Here is an 18,640-nt window from a genome sequence, read left to right as displayed (position 1 = left end):
AGGAACCACATAATGTTGCGCTACCTTCTGCTCAGGGTCTCCTCGAGCCTCTTTGCACTTTTGATCATCACGATCATCGTCTTTTCGCTTTCCCAGCTTTCGGGCAGTCCGGTGGACGCCCTGTTGCCGGACGACGCCACGCAGGAACAGATCGACCTTTTCATCCGTGAATGGGGTCTGGATCAGCCTTTGTGGAAGCAATACGTCACCTTCCTTGGCAATGCCGTGCAGGGTGATTTCGGCGTGTCCCTCAAATGGCCCGGCGAAAGCGCCATGGGCTTTGTCATGGACCGGATGCCTGCGACCCTGAAACTGGGCGGGCTGTCGATCCTGATCACAGTGCTGATCGCCCTGCCCCTCGGCATTGCCGCCGCCGTCTACAAAGGATCGCTGATCGACAAGTTCGCGCAAGGTTTCGCGCTCCTGGGTCAGTCGATGCCGAATTTCTGGTTGGGCATCGTGCTGATCTGGGTGTTTTCCGTCTGGCTGGGCTGGCTGCCCACCTCCGGCATCGGTTCATTCGCGCATCTGGTCCTGCCCGCCATTGCCATCGCGTGGTTCCAGATCTCGGCGCTGGCGCGGCTGACACGTTCGGCCATGCTCGAAGTGCTGGACGCGGAATATATCAAACTGGCCCGCGTCAAAGGCGTGTCGGAATGGGCGGTCGTGTTCAAACACGCCCTGCGCAACGCGGCTGTCGTGCCGCTGACCTATTTCGGCATTTTGGCCGCGTCGATCCTGACAGGGTCGGTCGTCATTGAATCGGTCTACTCCTACCCCGGCATGGGCTGGGTCGCGATCGAGGCGATCCGTGGCCGCGACTTCCCCGTCGTTCAGGCGGTGATCATCGCCTACGCCGTGATCTACATGCTCTCCAACCTTTTCGTCGACCTGCTTTACGTCGTCGTCAACCCGAGGATCCGACATGGTTGAGGTACCTTCCAAAGCGCAAACCGGCCCCAGCATCTGGCGGCGGCTGCGCAATCTGCCACTGTTGCCAATGATCGTCTTGCTGACAGTGTTCATCATCCCCGCCTTCTTTGCGGACTGGATTGCCCTGCATGACCCCTATGTGCCTAACCTTCGCGCGCGCTTGCAGCCGCCTGTCGGGTTCGGCGGCACATGGGAATACCCGTTCGGCACCGACCGCCTCGGCCGCGATATCTTTAGCCGGATCGTCCACGGCGCGTGGTATGTCCTTGCTGTTTCGATGATCGGGATTGCAGTCGGCGTTGTGGTCGGCACCACCCTTGGCCTGATCGCGGGATATGTACGCGGATGGTTTGACGGTCTGGTCATGCGACTGGTCGACATCTCTCTGGCGCTGCCTGCGATGCTGCTGGCGCTGGCCCTTGCAGCTGCTATCGGCGCAAGCTTCCTGTCCGTGGTGATCGTGGTCGGCTTTGCCCTCTGGGCCTATTTCGCCCGACAAGTGCGGGCCGAGGTGCTGTTGCTGCGCAATGCGGATTTCGTGGCACGTTCCATGGTTGCAGGGTCGTCGCACACCCGCATCCTGTTCCGCCACATCCTGCCCAACGTGACAAACACCATCGTGGTGCTGGCCACGCTACAAGTAGGTATCGCGATCATGCTGGATGCATCGCTCAGCTTTCTGGGCATCGGCATTCCGCGCCCGACACCCACATGGGGGCTGCTTGTCTCTGACGGGCGGGACTTCATCGCCACCGACTGGTGGATCGCCTTCTTCCCCGGCCTTGCCATCATGCTGACTGTCCTTTCGGTCAACATGATCGGTGACTGGCTGCGCGACACTCTCGACCCAAGACTAAGGCAGGTTTGATATGAGCACCCAAGAAACAGGCGCCTTGCTGGACGTCCGGAACCTTAAGGTCGAAGTGACGACCAAAGCCGGCAGCTTCTTTCCGGTCAACGATCACAGCTTTTCGGTTCAGGCCGGTGAAACGCTGGGCATTGTCGGGGAATCCGGCTCTGGCAAGTCGATGACGGCGATGTCGCTGATGCGACTGCTGCCCAAACACGCGGCGAAGATCCGTGGCGGCAGTATCAAGCTGGACGGTCGCGAGTTGCTGGACCTGAGCGAAAAGGAAATGCGGCAGGTGCGCGGTGCGGACATCTCGATGATCCTGCAAGACCCGCAAACCTCTCTGAACCCCGCCTTTACGGTCGGCAACCAGATCGGCGAGGCGCTGAAACTACACAGCGACGCACCCCGCAAAACGCTGCGCGACCGCACCATCGACGCCTTGCGGCGGGTGAAGGTCGCCGCCCCCGAACACCGGATCGACAACTATCCGGGCGAGATGAGCGGCGGGATGCGGCAGCGCGTGGTCGGGGCCATCGCCATCTCGTGCCGTCCCAAAGTCATTATCGCAGATGAACCGACGACGTCCCTGGATGTAACTGTACAGGCGCAATACTTGCGGCTTCTCAAGCAGTTGCAGGAAGAAACGGGGATGGCGATCCTGTTCATCACCCATGACTTCGGCATCGTGGCCAACCTCTGCCACCGAGTGATCGTGATGTATTACGGCCAGATCGTTGAATCCGGACCCGTGGCGAAAATCTTCGCCAATCCGGGCCACCCCTATACCGAGGCGCTGATCGCCGCCGTGCCCAGCCTGCACGGACACGAAGGGCGCCTGACCACCATTCCGGGTCAGCCCCCTGCCCCGACTGACAATGTCACCGGATGCCCCTTTGCCCCACGCTGCGCCTATGCCGACGACAGGTGCAGGGCCGAAGCGCCGCCAACCGTCGCCGCGGATTCCTCAGGCGATCACACAACAAGCTGCTGGAGGGCCGTGGACGCATGACCGACACACCCATTCTTGAGGCGCGCAACCTGTCAAAGCATTATGCAGTGCGCGCCGGTATGTTCACCACCGAAACCCGCACCGTCCGCGCTGTCGAAGACCTGAATTTCCAGATTTCCAAGGGCGAGACACTCGCACTGGTCGGGGAATCCGGTTGCGGTAAGACGACAACGACGCGCCTGTTGCTGCGCCTTCAGGATCCGACCAACGGGTCGATCCGGTTCGCAGGCAAGGACATCAATAAATTGTCGGGCGCAGGTCTGCGCAACTACCGTTCGCGCGTGCAGGCGGTGTTTCAGGATCCGTGGTCCTCGATCAACCCTCGTGTCCGTATCCGCGACTTCGTCGCCGAACCGCTGATCGTGAACGAACGGCTGACCAGTAAAGAGGTCGACCGCCGCGTGCACGAGGCGCTGGATGCTGTCGGGATGGGCCCCGCCCATGCGCGCAAGTTCCCGCATGAATTTTCCGGCGGTCAACGTCAGCGTATCGCCATCGCCAGCGCTATGGTCTCGCGGCCCGATCTGGTGGTGCTGGATGAACCTGTTTCCGGCCTTGATGTGTCGATCCGGTCGCAGATCATCAACCTGCTTAAGGATATGCAGGCCGAATACGGCGTCAGCTTTTTGCTGGTGGCGCATGATCTGGCGACAACCCGCTACCTCGCCGACAGGGTTGCGGTGATGTATCTCGGCTCCATCGTGGAAATGGGTGACACGGACGATGTGTTCGACAAACCCAACCATCCCTATACCGAGGCGCTGTTATCGGCCGCCTTGCCCAGCACGCCCGGCATGAAACGCGACGAGATTATTCTTGGCGGCGAGGTGCCGTCGCCCCTGTCGCCCCCAGATGGTTGTTCCTTCCACCCGCGCTGTCACCGCAAGATCGGCGAGATTTGCCAGACGGTCTCGCCCAATCTCAGGGCGCAGCCCGACGGGCGCTGCGTCGGGTGCCACCTGTACACATAAAACAGAAAAGGCGGATCCGATGGGTCCGCCTTTTTTGTATCTTCGGACACCAGATCACAGCCGGAATCCTCACCACAGCACACACAAAAAAGGCGCCGGAAACTGTTCAAACAGTCTCCGACGCCTTGAGGTGTGTCGTAAGGGTGGGCTTACGACAGGTCCGCGACCGCCTCGGCAATCTTGGCGCAAGCTGCCTCGATCACTTCCATGGAGGTTGCGGTGGAGATGCGGAAATAAGGCTCAAGCCCGTACGCGCCGCCGTGGACCGACGCCACGCCAGCCTGTTCCAGCAGATAGAGCACGAAATCGAGGTCGTTTTCGATCTTGTCACCTTGGGGCGTGGTCTTGCCGATGACACCGGCGCAGCTGGGGTAAAGGTAGAATGCGCCATCGGGCAGCGTACAGCTGAGGCCCGGAATGTCATTGATCAGCGCATAGGCACGATCGCGGCGGTCCTTGTAAACCTCGACAGTTTTGCCAACAGCTTCTTGCGGACCTGTCAGTGCGGCGGCGGCAGCGGCTTGACTGATGGACGACGGGCAGGACGACATTTGCGATTGCAGTTTGTTGATCGCGTCAATCAGAAATTTAGGGCCAACCGCATAGCCGATCCGCCAGCCTGTCATCGCATAGGATTTGGACACGCCATTCACCACAAGCGCCTGATCGGCCAGTTCGGGGGCAACGCCCAGAATGCTTTCGGTTTTGAAATCCGCGTACCAGATCCGGTCATAGATTTCATCGCACATGACCAATACATGCGGATGGCGTTTCACTACTGCGGCCAAGGCGCGCAATTCGTCGCCGTTATAGGCCGCGCCAGTCGGGTTGGACGGCGAGTTGAGGATGACCCAACGGGTCTTTGGCGTGATCGCCGCCTCAAGCGCTTCGGGCGTAAGTTTGAACCCGACATCCTCGCCACACTCGACAATCACAGGCGTGCCGCCATTGGCGATGACCATATCGGGATAGGACACCCAATACGGCGCAGGCACGATCACTTCGGTGCCTTCCTCGACGGTGGCCATCATGGCGACAAAAAGGATCTGTTTCGCACCACCGCCAACGCAAATCTGGTCCAGCCCGCATTCGATGCCAAGGCGGGTCGAAAAGTCATGCTGCACACCTTTGCGCAGTGCTTCTGTACCGTTTACGGCGGTGTATTTTGTATCACCCTCGGTGATGGCCTGAATGCCGGCCTGTTTGATATCTTCGGGCGTGTCGAAGTCCGGCTCTCCTACGGTCAGGTTCAGGATTTCACGGCCCTGCGCCTTGAGGTCGCGGACTTTCTGGGCGGCGGCGACGCTCGGGGATACGCGGATCGACGTTACGCGGTTGGCTAGTTTCTGACTTGTCACGGTTTGATCTCCTGAGACGTCATTGTTTTCTGTCTGAAGCGGCCCCGCCCGATCTCGCAGGCAGGGCCGGAGCGCACGAAAGCGCTTACTTGTTGCCGGTCAGAATGACTTCGTCACCGACACGCTTGGCGGTACGCAGACCACCGGGCACCTGAAGGATCGGCAGCAGTTCGATCATGCCGATGTTGACGTATTTCGGTGTGCCGATCGCATAATCGACTGCATCCGCGATGTCGGATACCTGCGGCATTTCGAACCCTTCGAAATATTTCGCCTTGGCCTCTTCGGGGCTGATCTTTTCAACGTGGGCAAAGATGTCGGTTTCCACACGACCGGGGCTGATTTCGGTCACGCGGACACGGCGGCCGAACGCATCGACACGCAGCTGGCGGGACACGGTGTGCATCGCTGCCTTTGTCGCGTGATAGGCGATGTGACCGCCGAATTCGTAATGCGCCGCCATCGAGGTGATGTTGAGGATGTGACCGTTGTCGCGTTCCATCATGCCGGGCAGCAACAGTCGTGCCAGATGCAGGCAGGCGCGCAGGTTCACGTCGATCTGTTCGTCGATGTCAAACGCTTCCGATTGCAGCAGGCTGCCAGGACGGGACACGCCCGCACAGTTGACCAGCACGTCGATCTCGAGGCTCTCCAACTCTTTTGTAACTGCATCCAGATCAGTCACGTCCACCGCGTGAGGCACGATGTTGTCATATTCCGCAGCCAGCGCATCCAGCTTTTCAGCGCTGCGCGCAAAGGCGTGAACGGTCAGTCCCTTTTGGGCGAGGCGTTCGGCAATGCCACGCCCCATCCCGCCAGATGCGCCGGTCACGAGGGCTGTTTTGTAGTCAGAGAAAGGCATACTTTATTCCTGTCCTTTTGGGTGGTCCCAGCACGGCGAAGGTGCCGCGGCTGTTGGTTTCAGTTGATGTTGGATTGTTGGGTGAGTGGCGTGATCTTTCCGCCATTGTCGGTGATTTCGCGGCGCAGGCGCTTTGCAAGGGTCACCGCACCGGGCGTGTCGGAATGCACCAGAACCGATTGCACGGGCATGTCGATCACCTCGCCCGTGACGCAGGTCAGCTTCTGGTCGCGCAAAACGCCCAAGACGCGCGCTACGACTTCGGCTTCGTCTTTGATCACCGCTCCATCTTGGCCACGCGGGGCCAACTGGCCGTTCGGCAGGTATCCGCGATCCGCCAGGAACAGGCGGACAACCTTGCCGCCACGCGCCAATGCGGCTGTTTCCAACGCACTGCCGGGCAGGACAAGAAACGCAATCTGCGGATTGAAATCCATAGTGGCCTTTGCCACGGCTTCGGCAATCGCCGGGTCGGCGCTGGCCAGATTGCCCAACGCGCCATGCGGGTTCATATGTGTGATACTGTGCCCTGCGCGGCGGGCAAATGCCTCAAGCGCGCCGATTTGGTACAACACATGCGCCTCAAGTTCGGGCAGCGGGATATCCATCTTGCGACGGCCAAAGCCCATCCGGTCGGGAAAGCTGACATGCGCGCCAAGGTCCACACCGTGATCCCGCGCTAAAGCTACTGTGCGCTCCATGATCAACGGATCGCCCGCGTGATAGCCGCACGCGACATTGGCCGAGCTGATCTGCGCCATCAGCGCCTCGTCATCGGCCAGCGTGTAAGGGCCGAACCCCTCGCCCATGTCGGAATTGATGTCGATTTTCATTTGTCAGCCTCCAGTTCGAACAGCGCATCGCCATAGCCGACGATCTGATCCTCCTGCGCATGGTTCGCGACCAGAACCCCGTCTTTCGGGGCAAACACATGCACGCGCGCGCCATCCAGCGCGACATAGCCAAGAACCTGACCGGCACGCACGCGATCCCCAACCGCCACAGCACTCAGCCCATCATCCCCACCGCAGGCGGCAAAGCGGCCCAAGGCAGGGCTTTTCACAACGGTTGCCGGCACAGCTTCGACAGGGGCAGTGGCTTGATTGGGGGTGCTTGGTGACAGGCCAAGCGTCAGAATATCGCTGCCGCATTCAATCTCGAGCCGCATCGTTCCGGTGCGGTGCATCGCCTCGATCAGGCGCGATTTGTCTGGGTCGCTGAACATATCAACTCCACGTATGTTGCAGATGGCGGGCATGGGCGATGCTGCGGCGCAGGGCGTCGTACATCGCGATTTCGGCGGCTTCGGCGGCACGCGCCTGCTCCAGATCAATCTGTTTAAATCGCAACGTGTCGCCGGGGCGGGCTTGGGCAATGCGCCACAGATCCGGCTCGATCACGCAAGCGATTTTGGGGTAGCCCCCCATCGTCGCAGAATCCGCAAGCTGGATGATCGGCTGCCCACCCCCCGGAACCTGCACAATGCCGGGGGCGATCCCGTGCGAGCGCAGTTCGCCCTGCGCCTCGCGGTGCAGTTCCGCCCCTTCCAGCCGGAAGCCCTGCCGGTTGCTGGCCGGTGTCACCTTGTAAGGGGTTTCGAAAAACGCGGCGCGCGAGGCGGGCGAAAATTCCTGTGTCTCGGCAGATGGAAGCACCCGCAGCACAATATCGACGGCCCCATTTTCGCGCAGCGCTGGCAGCGCATAGCTGATCGCGGCCATTCGGGCGCAGGGTTCCGCGCCAGACAGTTGGTCGCCTGGACCAAGAACGCGCCCGTCAAAACCGCCGAACCCTTCGCGCAACTGCGTGCTGCGCGATCCAAGCACTTCGGGCACGTTAATTCCGCCAGGCAAGCCAAGGTAAACGCGCGCGCCATCCTGCATCGCGCCCAGCATCAATTCCTGTCCGGCCTTGGCCGACCCCGCCCAACAGCGCGGCAATGCCACCCCGTCCAACGTTGCGTTGCATGCAGCACCGACCAGCGAAAACGCAGTGTCTTCTGCAAAAACAAATCGCGCAGGTGTCAGGGGAATTTCCAGTGCCGCGGCACCTTCATCATTGCCAAGCAAGAGATTCGCCACCCGCAATGCAAGCGGGTCCATCGCACCCGCACGGCCAAGCCCCTGCCGCCAATGGCCGACACGGCCCAGATCCTGAACAGTGGCGAGCGGTGGTATCGACAGAACCTCGATCATGCGATCACCTCCGTCGGGACAAACCGGATGGCATCCCCGGGTTGCAGCAGGGCCGCGGGTTGTTTCGTGGGGTCGAAAAAGCTGACCTCGGCCGCGCCGATGGTGTTCCACCCGCTTGGACCAGCCGAAGCGGACACGCCTGTTTGCAAACCTGCGACCGACAGCGATCCACCCGGAAGGCTTTGCAGCGGCACCTTGCGGCGCGGCGTTTCAAGGCGCGGATCAAGCCCGCCGAGATAGCAATATCCGGCATGGCTGCCGACGGCGAAAACGGTGTAATCGGGTGCCGTATGGCGGCGCACCACCTCGTCCACACTCAGGTCGGTCAGCGCGCAGACCTCTTGTAGGTGCGGCCCGCCTGCCCCGCCATAGACGATGTCGATCTCGAGGATCTTGCCTGTCAGGTCTTTCTGCTGCCCTTCAGCCCACAGGGCATCTAGTTCGCGGGTCAGATCGTCCAGATCCGCAGGCACGCGGTCGAACCGCAGCGTCAGATTCGTCATGCCGGGCACGACTTCGGCCACGTCATCGCGGGCGTTGGCCGCGTCCGCCAAGGCCCAGAACCGCCGCTGGTGGTCCAGATCGAACGGGCAGTCGGCCTGATAGATGAAGGTGCGGCTGCCAATGGGGAAAAGACCTGCCTCAGGCATTTTCAGTCTCCTTCGCGGCGAGCCAGTGTTCGAAATGGTGGATCGATACGCCGCCCGCGACGAACCCGTCCTCGGCCAGCAGGGCGCTGTGCAGCGGGGCGTTGGATTTCACACCCTCAATGCGCAATTCGGCCAGCGCGGTTTGCGCGCGCGACAGCGCCTCGGCCCGTGTCGCGCCATAGGTAATAACCTTGGCAATCATGGAATCGTAATGTGCGGACACTTCGGACCCTGCGACCATGTGGGTATCGACGCGCACGCCCGGACCACCGGGCAAATGCAGCGCGCTGACACGTCCGGGGCTGGGGGCAAAGGTTTCGGGGTCTTCGGCGTTGATCCGACATTCGATCGCATGGCCCGTGGTGGCGACCTGATCCTGCGTGATCGGCAGTTTCGCACCGCGCGCCACGTCGATTTGCATCGCAACAATATCCAGCCCCGTCACCAGTTCGGTCACCGGATGTTCAACCTGAATGCGCGTGTTCATCTCAATGAAATAAAACTGGCCGTCCTCGAACAGGAACTCGAACGTGCCCGCCCCGACATAGCCGATTTCGCGGCAGGACGCGGCGCAACGCTCGCCCACTTCGGCGATCAGGGCGCGGTCAATTCCGGGTGCGGGGGCCTCTTCAATCAGTTTCTGGTGGCGTCGCTGCATCGAACAATCACGATCGCCAAGCCAGATCGCCTGACCATGGGCGTCAGCAATGATCTGGATTTCCACGTGGCGCGGTTTTTGCAGGAATTTTTCCATGTAGATATCGGGGTTGCCGAAAAAGCGCGCCGCTTCTTGCGCGGTCAGCATGCTGGCTTCGGCCAGTTCTTCGGGGGCGCGCACAATCCGCATCCCACGCCCGCCGCCACCACCCGCTGCCTTGAGAATCACGGGGTAGCCGATTTCCTCAGCGATGGCCTTGATGGCATCGGGGTCTTTGGGCAAGGAACTGTCAGGGCCGGGCACGCAAGGCACATTGGCGGCGATCATCGCGGCCTTGGCTTGTACCTTGTCACCCATACGGCGCATCACATCGGCATTCGGGCCGATCAGGGTCATGCCCGCCTTTGCCACAGCTTTGGCAAAGGCGGCGTTTTCGGACAGAAACCCGTAGCCGGGATGTACAAGATCCGCGTTCAGCAACTGCGCGGCCTGAATGACCGCAGGAATGTTGAGATAGCTTTTGGCCGCAGCAGCAGGGCCGATACAGATCGCATCATCCGCCAGATCCAGATAGGGCGCCCCGCGGTCCGCCTCGGAGAAACCACAGACGACGCGCAGGCCCAAGCGGTGACAGGCGCGGATGATCCGCAGGGCGATTTCGCCACGGTTGGCGATGAATACTGTTTGCTGATCACTCATGCCCGCACCTTCACAAGGTTGGCCCCTGCTTCGACCGACGCGCCGTCCTCGACACAGATTTCGGCTACAGTGCCGTCCTGATCCGCGACGATGGCCGACATGACTTTCATCGCCTCGATCACGCACACGGTCTGCCCTTTAATCACCGTCGCGCCCACCTCGACAAAGGGTGGCGATGCGGGGTCTTGGGCCAGATGGCAGATGCCCGCCAGCGGGGCGGTGACCGTCGCTAGACCAGCCGGTTCAGCGGCTTCCTGCGCGGCAGCAAATACGTCGGTAAACGCTTGCGCCGACGGTTCAACAGGCGCGGTCGCGCCTTGGGACACGGGCGATCCGCGCCGCAGTGTCACGCGGTGGCCGTCTTGGACAAAAGCGTATTCGTCCAACTTGTTACGCGCTGCCCATTCCATGCAGGAGATCAGAGATTCGACTGTAGTCGACATATGCGAACCGGTTCCTCTTTGCTGGGATCGACTGTGTTGCGTCGAAACTAGCATCGGTCCGAGGTAATGATGTCAGAGCGGTTTCAAATGACCCGACATCGGGTGCATATCAATCCGCGATCACGTCAGACACAGTCGATGTTATCCGGCCATTTTGTGCCTTGTTATTCTGCGCGCGTCCGGGCCCTCGCCCGCCAGAGATGCCGAAGGAGCATAACTTGCCAAATATCATCACCAAATTCGAACGGGCGAACCCCGAAGACGTCAAAGCGCTGTCCAAGTTCGGCACCGCGACCATTCACGAGGCACAAGGCCGTCTTGGCGCCCTGAGCCCGCGCCTGAAACCGATCGACCGCAACATGAAACTGTGCGGGCCTGCCTTTACCGTTCTGGGCGCGCCGCGTGACAACCTGATGCTGCAACTTGCCATCGAATACGCGCAGGCCGGTGATGTAATCATCATGTCCGCAGGCGAATATGAAGACGCCGGTTGCTTTGGTGACGTACTGGGCAATGCCTGCGTCGCCAAAGGGATCGCAGGTGTGATCGTGGATACAGGCGTGCGCGACACTGAAATGCTGATCGAACTGGGCCTGCCTGTATTCTCGCTAAGCGTTTGTATCAAGGGCACCGTCAAGGAAACTCTGGGCAAGACCGGCGTGGACATCGTTATCGGTGGCGAACTGATCCACCCCGGCGATGTAATTTGTGGCGATGCGGACGGTCTGGTTGTTGTGCGCAAGGAAGACGCTGCCGAAGTGGCGCGCCTGTCGCAAGAACGCGAAGACGTCGAAACCGACCTTATCGAGAAATACAAAGCCGGTCGTACCGTCATCGACCTGTGCGGGCTTGAACCCGTGCTTAAAGCCAAGGGTCTGACCACCGACCTGTAACGGCCTAGCGCCCCACAGTTCTTTGTGGGGCGTCTTTCACCAAAGAAAAGCCCGGAACAGTTGAACTGGTCCGGGCTTTTTAGTCTCTGACAAGGGGCAAGGTCGCCCCCTGCCCTATCCCAGCAGCAGGTCAGGGACGAAGGTCACGATCTGCGGGAACACCGCCAATAGGATCACGAACAGGATCATGATCAACAGGAAGGGGAAGGTCACCCGCGCGATATATCCCGTACTGCGCCCCGTGATGTTCTGGATCACTGCAAAGTTGAACGCCACAGGCGGCGTGATCTGCGCCATCTCGACGACCAGCACCATGAAGATGCCGAACCAGACCTTGTCAAAGCCCGCCGCCTCGACCAGTGGCAGAACCACAGGCAAGGTCGTTGCGATCATCGAAAACCCTTCAAGGGCGGTGCCAAGCACAAGGTAAAGGCCAATCAACGCAAGGATCAGGACAATCGGCGCAAGGTCCAGCGCAGTGACGAAATTTGCCACCGCCGCAGGAATTCCAAGTGTTGATGTGACGTTGCCGAGAACGGAGGCCCCGAGAATGATGATCCCCATGACGGAACAGGTCTGAACCGCACCCAGCAGGACATCACGCAGTACTTTCAGCGTCAGGCACCGCTGGTGCAGCGACACCAGAAATGCCCCCAGCACACCAAGCGCAGCTGCCTCGGACGGGGTGGCCAGACCGCCATACATCGACCCGAGAACACACAGGATCAGGAACAGTGCAGGCGCCAAATCGCGCAGTGCGGCAAAGCGTTTGCGCAGGGGCATGTGGCGCAGTGCGCGTTCGCCTTCTGGGATCAGGTCAGGTTTCATCGCGCTGCGGATCATGATGTAGGCCCCGAAGGTCGAGGCAAGCAGCAAACCGGGCAGGAAACCCGCTGTGAACAGGCGCAACACGGATTCGTTGGCCAGCACGCCGTACATAATCATTACGGTCGACGGCGGGATAAGGAAGCCGAGTGTCCCAGCCCCCGCGAGACCGCCAATTGCCAGTTCCGGCGAATAGCCGCGCGACAGCAGTTCCTTCAACGTCATGCGCCCCACCACCTGCGTGGTCGCCGCGGACGATCCCGAAATCGCGGCAAAGATCGAACAGCCCACGATATTCACGTGCAGCAGACGACCCGGCAACAGGCCCGCCCATGGGGCAAGGCCCGTAAACAGCGCCTGCGAAATCTTGGTGCGAAACAAAAATTCACCCATCAGGATGAACAACGGCAACGCGACCAGATCAGGCGTTGTCAGGATGTTGAAAACATATTGGGGAAACAGCCGGTCGATCGGAATATGCGTGAACAGAACCGTCAGGCCGATCGCCGTCGACAGCAAAGCAATGCCGATCCACGCGCCCGCCGCCAAAGTTCCGAAAAGCAGCCCGAACAGGCTGGAAACGATCGCTCCCATGTGAGGTGTCCTTATTCTTTTTGGCCAGAGAGGCGCGTTATTCGATGGCGCTGGCGGCACCAAGCGTTGGGTTATCTAGGGTGTGTCCGGCCAATGCACTGACAAGCCGCGCCACCATCTGGAACGCCAGTACAGCCGCCCCAAGCGTCAGCACCGCCTGTGGAATCCACAAAGGCGTAAAGCTTTCTTGTGACACTTCGCCATAGCCGTAAGTGCGCATGGTGAAGTTGAACAGCCAGACGGCCATCGCGACACTGACAGCGGAGCCGAGCGTGGCCGAAACAACCTCGAGCACACGGGTCAGAACGCGACGGTGTGATGACATCACCAATTCGACCCGCAGCTGTAAACCGGCCCGCAGGGTCATACCAGCGCCCAGCAAAAAGGCCGCGCCCATCAGGTAGGCACTGTATTCCCAACCGACACCGGTGCCAGATGGCACGAAATGCAAATACTTGCTGAGGAAAGCCAACAGGATATCCGCCAGCACAAGAAGGGTCAGTGCGAGGATACACCCACCGGCGATCCATGCCCCCAGCAGCGAAACCAGATCAGCAGCCCGTTGAAGGGCTGCGACCGGACCGCGCGGCGACGGCCCTGGGGCCGCCGCACTTTCATGCGTGGTGTCTTGCACCTTAGTCATTGGCGCGGGACTGAAGATATGCGTCGGCAATCGGCTTGGCCGCTGGCACGCGTTCAAAGAAGGCGTCCTGCACGACGGTGGCGCGTTCGCCGATTTCGGCCATCAGTTCGTCCGACAGCGGCACAAGGGTCATGCCTTCGGATTCCATGGTGGTGACGCTGGCGACATCCGCGGCGCGCGACACTTCCCAGAAGTCAGGCTCAAGCGTGGCGGCAACTTCTTCGATGGCAGCGCGATCTTCTTCGGAGATGCTGTTCCAGACGTCCATGTTGATGGTGACGGCGTTGGAACCCCATGTGTGGTTCGTCGCATAGATGTAGTCGAGGAATTCCCAGAACCGCCCGTCAACGCCGGATGTGGCCGAGGTGGCGACGCCTTTGACACGGCCCGATGCCAGCGCGGGCAGCAGTTCGCCCCATGGCATCACAACGCCGTCCATGCCGATGCTGCTGATGATGTCGACGGTGTTCTTGTCGGCGCCGCGTACCGGAATGCCTTCAAAGTCGTCGATGCTGTCGACCATTTCGTTAAGGTAGACGTATTGTGCAGGCGACGGCACCATATACAGAAGCTTCTGGTTGTTCTGCTCGAACAGGTTCTCAAGCTCGGGGCGCAGGAACTCGTGGTAGGATTTCAGATCGTCCATGTCGTTCACAAGGAACGGCACGCCTTCGGCACCGAACAGCGGGTTGCTGCCAACCTGTTGGCTGATGTTGATGTCGGCCATGTCGACCAGACCGTCACGGACGGCACCCAACTGGTCGGGGCCTTTGAAACCCAGCGAACCGGCGGCGCTGACGGTGATCGTGACTTCGCCGTCTGTCGCTTCTTTGACAGCTTCCGCAAAGGTGCGGGCGTTTTCGACCATGAAGTTGCCTTCGGGCAGGACGTCCGACAGGCGCAGGTTGGTTTCTGCGGCGGCGGTGCTGGCTGCGGCAACAGCGGCAGTCGCGCCGAGAAGGAAAGATTTAAAGACAGACATGCAATTCTCCCGATGTGGTAGGTCGCCGGCCACCGTGCTGTAATGCGGCGCGTGACCTCTAATTCTTGGTTATGACACCGACATGCTAGTCCGATTGCCAGGACAGCGAAAACACAGGTTCGCTCTGATGTGATCGCAGAATCTTATGCTTCGACGATGTCCCTTACCGTGGGTCCGTCCATATTTTTGGGCATGGCTTATCGGGTATGGAGCCTCTAATAAAGGCCTATGGACATTCGAAAGCTGCATTCCTTCGTCAAGATCATCGACATCGGAAGTATCACCCGCGCCTCTTCAATCCTTCACATCGCACAGCCTGCGCTGAGTCAGCAGGTTGCCGCGCTTGAGTCGCATTATGGCAAGCCGTTGCTGGTGCGTTCCAAACGGGGCGTGGTGCCGACCGAGGCGGGCAAGGTGCTGTATAAACATGCCCAACGGATCCTGCGGCAGATGGAAGAGGTGGAACTGGATATCCAGACCGCGTCCGAAGACATCCGTGGCGTTGTGCGCGTGGGCCTTGCGCCGCTTGGCCTTGGGTCATTGCTGGCCGCGCAACTGATTGCAAAACTGCGTGCCGACTATCCCGGCATCATGCTTTACATCAACGAAAACGTCGGCGGCGGCGCGATGAGCGAGCTGATCATGACAGGCAAGATGGATGTTGCCCTGATCTTCTTTCCCGGCTCGATCCCCAGCCTCGCCTATGAAAAAATCTCGACCGAGGAACTGCACCTTGTTACTACATCGACCGCGCTGGAAGAGAATGCAGAGATTACTTTTGCCGATACTGTCGCGCGCCCGCTGATCCTGCCCAGCAAGATCCACACCTTGCGTCAGGTTGTTGATACGACGCTGGCCCGTATCGGGATGACCGCCCATGTTGTCGCGCAGACGGAATCGATTTCGGTGCTGTCAAACGCGCTGAGCGAGGGGCTGGCCGATACGATCCTTCCCCTGTCGGCCGCCCGCGCGGTCCAGCGCCGCGTGCCAGAAGCGCGGGTCCACCCGATCTGCCGCCCCAACATGCGCACCAATATGGCGGTGTTCTGGTCGGCCCAACTGCCGCTGACCGAAGCAACCTTGGCAGTGCAGAAATGCCTGATCGATCTGTCGCGGCAACTGACCGAGTAATCCGACAAACGAGGGGCCAAAGAGCGGCCCCTCGGGATGGGTCTTTAAACCACCGACGGCCTAGACCATTTGGGTCGCGGCCACGGCACGCTTCCAGCGGTCATAAGCGGCATCGCGATCCGCATCAGCAAGGGCAGGTTCAAAACGCGCCTCACAGGCCCATTTGTCCGCAAACCCGTCCATATCCGGATAGACGCCCGCCCGCATTCCAGCCAGCCACGCAGCACCGAGCGCAGTCGTCTCAACCGCCGCTGGCCGGTCAACCGCCGCGCCCAACATGTCCGACAGGAACTGCATCGCCCAGTCATTCGCGCTGAGCCCGCCATCGACGCGCAGCACAGTATCCCCCGCCTCGTCTGGCCAATCAGAACGCATCGCCTCCCACAAATCTCGGGTCTGGAAGCCGATGCTTTCGAGCGCGGCGCGCACCATGTCGGCAGGACTGGTATCGCGGGTCAGACCATAGGCGGCGCCGCGACAATCGGGGTTCCAGTAGGGCGTGCCCAATCCGGTGAACGCGGGCACCAACGTCACCGTCCCACGCCCTTCGGCGGCAAGCGCCTGTGTCTCGGACGCGTTAGAGATAATCCCCAGCCCGTCACGCAACCACTGCACCACAGCGCCAGCAATGAAAATCGACCCTTCGAGCGCATAGGTCGGCTTGCCATCCAGTTGGTAGCCGATGGTGGTCAGCAGGCGGTTTTTCGACATGACCGCCGTGTCGCCCGTGTTCAGCAGGGCAAAGCACCCTGTGCCATAGGTCGATTTCAACATACCGGGCTTAAAACAGGCTTGGCCGATCGTTGCGGCCTGCTGATCCCCTGCAACGCCGTAGATCGGGGTTTCACCGCCCAACAGGTCGGTGACGCCAAAGTCCGATGCGCAATCGCGCACTTCGGGCAGCATCTTCATCGGTATATCGAGCATCTCGCACATCTCGGTGCTCCATTCACCCTTGTGGATGTTATAGAGCATTGTGCGCGCCGCGTTGGTCGCGTCGGTCACATGTGCCTTGCCGCCTGTCATGTGCCAGATCAGGAAGCTGTCCACAGTACCGAAGAGCAATTTGCCTGCAGCGGCACGTTCACGCGCGCCCTCGTTCTGGTCAAGGATCCATTTGACCTTGGTGGCCGAGAAATAGGGATCGAGCAACAATCCGGTGATATTAGCCACCTGATCGGCATAGCCTTTTTCGCGCAACTCTTCGCAGATCGCAGCGGTACGGCGGTCTTGCCACACGATAGCGTTATGCAGGGCTTTGCCGGTTTCAGCATCCCAGATCACAGTCGTTTCGCGCTGGTTAGTAATGCCGATGGCCGCGATATCGTCTGCGCCCAGCCCTGCCTTTTCCAGCACCGCGGCGCATGTGGTCTGCACCGTGGCCCACAGATCCTCGGGATCGTGCTCCACCCAGCCGCTGTTTGGAAAGTGTTGCTGGAATTCTTCTTGCGCGGACGCAATCGGCTTCATATCCGCGTCAAAAATGATGGCCCGTGATGATGTCGTGCCCTGATCGATCGCCAGAATGTGTTTCATGCGGCCCCTCCCCTTTTTCCATCCCGTGCAGCGCGCATGTTATTCCTGCCCGCCACAGCGCAATGTGTAGTGGCAAGTGATCCGCGCTTCAACGCTGCGACTGCCGAAACGGGGGGGCTTCGCGCTACGTTATGTCGGGGCCAAGGATCGTCGCGGCATGGTCCGCCAGATAAATGCGCAGCCAAGGGGTAAAGCGGTCAGGATCCTGATCTACCATCGCCACGAGATCGGCGTACTCGATCCACGCGATATCCATGACCTCTTCCAGATTCATGGTCACATCGGGGAGTTCATCAACCCTGCCCACAAACACCTCGACCACCTCGTGTTCGATCATACCGCCGCCGACTTCGGCGCGGTATTCCAGATGATGTTTTTGCTGCAGAAAGAGGTGTTTCAGGCCAACTTCCTCGTCCAGACGACGCGTGGCACAATCCAACGGTGCCTCATCCCATTCCGGATGCGTGCAGCAGGTGTTCGCCCACAGACCGGGCGTGTGATATTTTCCCAAAGCGCGTCGTTGCATCAATATGGCCGAGCCGTGCAGCACAAAGACCGATACCGCCTTGTGTTTCAAACCGCGCTTATGCGCGTCGAGCTTTTCCACCGGGGTCAGCTTACCGTCTACCCAAGCGGGGATCATGATCGCCATATGCACTGCACCTTTATCGAGCTTGTGCGGACAATAGTTCGAGCGCGCCCGAAGAAGAAGCCGAAACACCCCGATGCGCGGTCTGTCAGTGGCTTTTCGCCCCACATCCCCCGAACGCAATTTGTCGCAGGCGCGTGGTTCGGCCACTGCGAACAGTTGACACAGCCGGTTTATCGCTACGTTCTTGGGCATACCCTATTCAAAGGAGATTACCATGTTCCGCACTTTTGCAATTCTGGCCGCGACCACATTGGCGCTGCCTGCCTTCGCTGACGGCCATGGCGCCGATCTGACTGCCACAGGCGATGCAGCGGCCGGTGAAAAAGCGTTTCGCCAGTGCACGTCCTGCCACGTCGTCGTTGATGAGGATGGAAACAAGCTTGCCGGCAAGAACGGAAAAACTGGCCCCAACCTCTACGGCATCGTCGGCAACAATTTCGGCAAGGTTGAGGACTTCCGCTATTCCGACATCAACCAACAGGCCGCCACGCTCGAAGATGTTGTGGTGAACGAAGAAGTCTTTGTTGCCTATGTACAAGACCCAACCGGATACCTGCGCGAAGTGACCGGTGACAAAGGCCGCAGCAAGATGACCTACAAAGTGCGGAAAGAAGAGGACGCAAAGGACATCTACGCCTACCTCGCGTCCCTATCGCCCGCGCCCGAGGCCGAAGCTGCAGAAGAGTAACTGCATTTCAAATTCGTATTGTAAGCCGCCGTCCAGTCCCTTGGGCGGCGGTTTTTCTTTGTCCG

20 protein-coding genes are annotated in these 18,640 nt (G+C 60.1%); 7 read left to right on the top strand and 13 right to left on the bottom strand.

The genetic code is table 11. The features are described from left to right. The first annotated feature begins 12 nt into the window (after positions 1 to 12). The 4 genes from AC6GQJ_RS17730 to AC6GQJ_RS17715 are packed head-to-tail and all read left to right on the top strand — an operon-like array spanning position 13 to position 3,766. Positions 13 to 933, top strand: a complete 921-nt coding sequence (locus AC6GQJ_RS17730) for an ABC transporter permease (RefSeq protein ID WP_500774103.1) — start codon at positions 13 to 15, stop codon at positions 931 to 933. Next, positions 926 to 1,801, top strand: a complete 876-nt coding sequence (locus AC6GQJ_RS17725; RefSeq protein ID WP_500774102.1) for an ABC transporter permease — start codon at positions 926 to 928, stop codon at positions 1,799 to 1,801. The genes AC6GQJ_RS17730 and AC6GQJ_RS17725 overlap by 8 nt, the downstream gene beginning before the upstream one ends. 1 nt (position 1,802) lies before the next feature. Then, positions 1,803 to 2,795, top strand: coding sequence for an ABC transporter ATP-binding protein (locus tag AC6GQJ_RS17720; RefSeq protein WP_500774101.1), 993 nt, complete (start codon positions 1,803 to 1,805; stop codon positions 2,793 to 2,795). Further along, positions 2,792 to 3,766, top strand: a complete 975-nt coding sequence (locus AC6GQJ_RS17715) for an ABC transporter ATP-binding protein (RefSeq protein WP_500774100.1) — start codon at positions 2,792 to 2,794, stop codon at positions 3,764 to 3,766. Before AC6GQJ_RS17720 ends, AC6GQJ_RS17715 begins: the two co-directional genes overlap by 4 nt. A gap of 149 nt (positions 3,767 to 3,915) precedes the next feature. On the opposite strand, the gene AC6GQJ_RS17710 is transcribed toward AC6GQJ_RS17715, so the two are convergent. From AC6GQJ_RS17710 to AC6GQJ_RS17675, 8 genes are all read right to left on the bottom strand, one after another. Next, positions 3,916 to 5,124, bottom strand: coding sequence for an aspartate transaminase (locus tag AC6GQJ_RS17710; RefSeq protein WP_500774099.1), 1,209 nt, complete (start codon positions 5,122 to 5,124; stop codon positions 3,916 to 3,918). Between the two features lie 85 nt (positions 5,125 to 5,209). Beyond that, positions 5,210 to 5,986, bottom strand: a complete 777-nt coding sequence (locus tag AC6GQJ_RS17705; RefSeq protein WP_500774098.1) for an SDR family oxidoreductase — start codon at positions 5,984 to 5,986, stop codon at positions 5,210 to 5,212. A gap of 59 nt (positions 5,987 to 6,045) precedes the next feature. After that, a complete protein-coding gene (locus tag AC6GQJ_RS17700; RefSeq protein WP_500774097.1) occupies positions 6,046 to 6,819 on the bottom strand; it encodes a LamB/YcsF family protein in 774 nt (257 codons plus the stop codon). Continuing rightward, positions 6,816 to 7,211, bottom strand: a complete 396-nt coding sequence (locus AC6GQJ_RS17695; protein ID WP_500774096.1) for an acetyl-CoA carboxylase biotin carboxyl carrier protein — start codon at positions 7,209 to 7,211, stop codon at positions 6,816 to 6,818. The genes AC6GQJ_RS17700 and AC6GQJ_RS17695 overlap by 4 nt, the downstream gene beginning before the upstream one ends. Position 7,212: 1 nt before the next feature. Then, positions 7,213 to 8,181 carry a 5-oxoprolinase subunit C family protein gene (locus tag AC6GQJ_RS17690; RefSeq protein WP_500774095.1) on the bottom strand — a complete coding sequence of 323 codons (969 nt, stop codon included), beginning with the start codon at positions 8,179 to 8,181 and terminating at the stop codon, positions 7,213 to 7,215. Further along, positions 8,178 to 8,831, bottom strand: coding sequence for a 5-oxoprolinase subunit PxpB (gene pxpB / locus AC6GQJ_RS17685; RefSeq protein ID WP_500774094.1), 654 nt, complete (start codon positions 8,829 to 8,831; stop codon positions 8,178 to 8,180). Before pxpB ends, AC6GQJ_RS17690 begins: the two co-directional genes overlap by 4 nt. After that, positions 8,824 to 10,188: an acetyl-CoA carboxylase biotin carboxylase subunit gene (gene accC, locus AC6GQJ_RS17680; RefSeq protein WP_500774140.1), complete on the bottom strand. Its 1,365-nt coding sequence runs from the start codon at positions 10,186 to 10,188 to the stop codon at positions 8,824 to 8,826. Before accC ends, pxpB begins: the two co-directional genes overlap by 8 nt. Next, positions 10,185 to 10,631 carry an acetyl-CoA carboxylase biotin carboxyl carrier protein gene (locus AC6GQJ_RS17675; protein ID WP_500774139.1) on the bottom strand — a complete coding sequence of 149 codons (447 nt, stop codon included), beginning with the start codon at positions 10,629 to 10,631 and terminating at the stop codon, positions 10,185 to 10,187. Before AC6GQJ_RS17675 ends, accC begins: the two co-directional genes overlap by 4 nt. 218 nt (positions 10,632 to 10,849) lie before the next feature. Here AC6GQJ_RS17675 and AC6GQJ_RS17670 point away from each other — a divergent pair, with 218 nt between their 5' ends. Beyond that, positions 10,850 to 11,524: a 4-carboxy-4-hydroxy-2-oxoadipate aldolase/oxaloacetate decarboxylase gene (locus tag AC6GQJ_RS17670; protein ID WP_500774138.1), complete on the top strand. Its 675-nt coding sequence runs from the start codon at positions 10,850 to 10,852 to the stop codon at positions 11,522 to 11,524. A gap of 114 nt (positions 11,525 to 11,638) precedes the next feature. Here AC6GQJ_RS17670 and AC6GQJ_RS17665 read toward each other — a convergent pair whose 3' ends face one another. Genes AC6GQJ_RS17665 through AC6GQJ_RS17655 form a run of 3 tightly spaced genes read right to left on the bottom strand, consistent with a single transcriptional unit; the run spans position 11,639 to position 14,568 of the window. Beyond that, positions 11,639 to 12,943 carry a TRAP transporter large permease gene (locus tag AC6GQJ_RS17665; protein WP_500774137.1) on the bottom strand — a complete coding sequence of 435 codons (1,305 nt, stop codon included), beginning with the start codon at positions 12,941 to 12,943 and terminating at the stop codon, positions 11,639 to 11,641. 37 nt (positions 12,944 to 12,980) lie between these two features. Next, positions 12,981 to 13,577 carry a TRAP transporter small permease subunit gene (locus AC6GQJ_RS17660; protein WP_500774136.1) on the bottom strand — a complete coding sequence of 199 codons (597 nt, stop codon included), beginning with the start codon at positions 13,575 to 13,577 and terminating at the stop codon, positions 12,981 to 12,983. Position 13,578: 1 nt separating this feature from the next. After that, on the bottom strand, positions 13,579 to 14,568 hold the full coding sequence (locus AC6GQJ_RS17655; RefSeq protein ID WP_500774135.1) for a TRAP transporter substrate-binding protein: 990 nt from the start codon (positions 14,566 to 14,568) through the stop codon (positions 13,579 to 13,581). 228 nt (positions 14,569 to 14,796) lie between these two features. Here AC6GQJ_RS17655 and AC6GQJ_RS17650 point away from each other — a divergent pair, with 228 nt between their 5' ends. Then, the gene (locus AC6GQJ_RS17650; RefSeq protein WP_500774134.1) at positions 14,797 to 15,699 is read left to right on the top strand and encodes a LysR substrate-binding domain-containing protein; all 903 of its coding nucleotides are present in this window, start codon (positions 14,797 to 14,799) and stop codon (positions 15,697 to 15,699) included. Positions 15,700 to 15,759: 60 nt separating this feature from the next. Here AC6GQJ_RS17650 and glpK read toward each other — a convergent pair whose 3' ends face one another. Further along, positions 15,760 to 17,235, bottom strand: a complete 1,476-nt coding sequence (gene glpK / locus AC6GQJ_RS17645; RefSeq protein WP_500774133.1) for a glycerol kinase GlpK — start codon at positions 17,233 to 17,235, stop codon at positions 15,760 to 15,762. A gap of 124 nt (positions 17,236 to 17,359) precedes the next feature. After that, positions 17,360 to 17,887, bottom strand: coding sequence for an isopentenyl-diphosphate Delta-isomerase (gene idi, locus AC6GQJ_RS17640; RefSeq protein WP_500774132.1), 528 nt, complete (start codon positions 17,885 to 17,887; stop codon positions 17,360 to 17,362). 214 nt (positions 17,888 to 18,101) lie between these two features. On the opposite strand from idi, the gene AC6GQJ_RS17635 reads away from it, so the two are divergent. After that, positions 18,102 to 18,575, top strand: a complete 474-nt coding sequence (locus tag AC6GQJ_RS17635; RefSeq protein ID WP_500774131.1) for a c-type cytochrome — start codon at positions 18,102 to 18,104, stop codon at positions 18,573 to 18,575. Positions 18,576 to 18,640 lie beyond the last annotated feature (65 nt).

The sequence above is a fragment of the Tateyamaria sp. 7Alg 36 genome (genome assembly GCF_059882455.1).
Note: the sequence above shows the minus strand (reverse complement) of the source record. Positions and strands in the feature narration are given on the sequence as shown.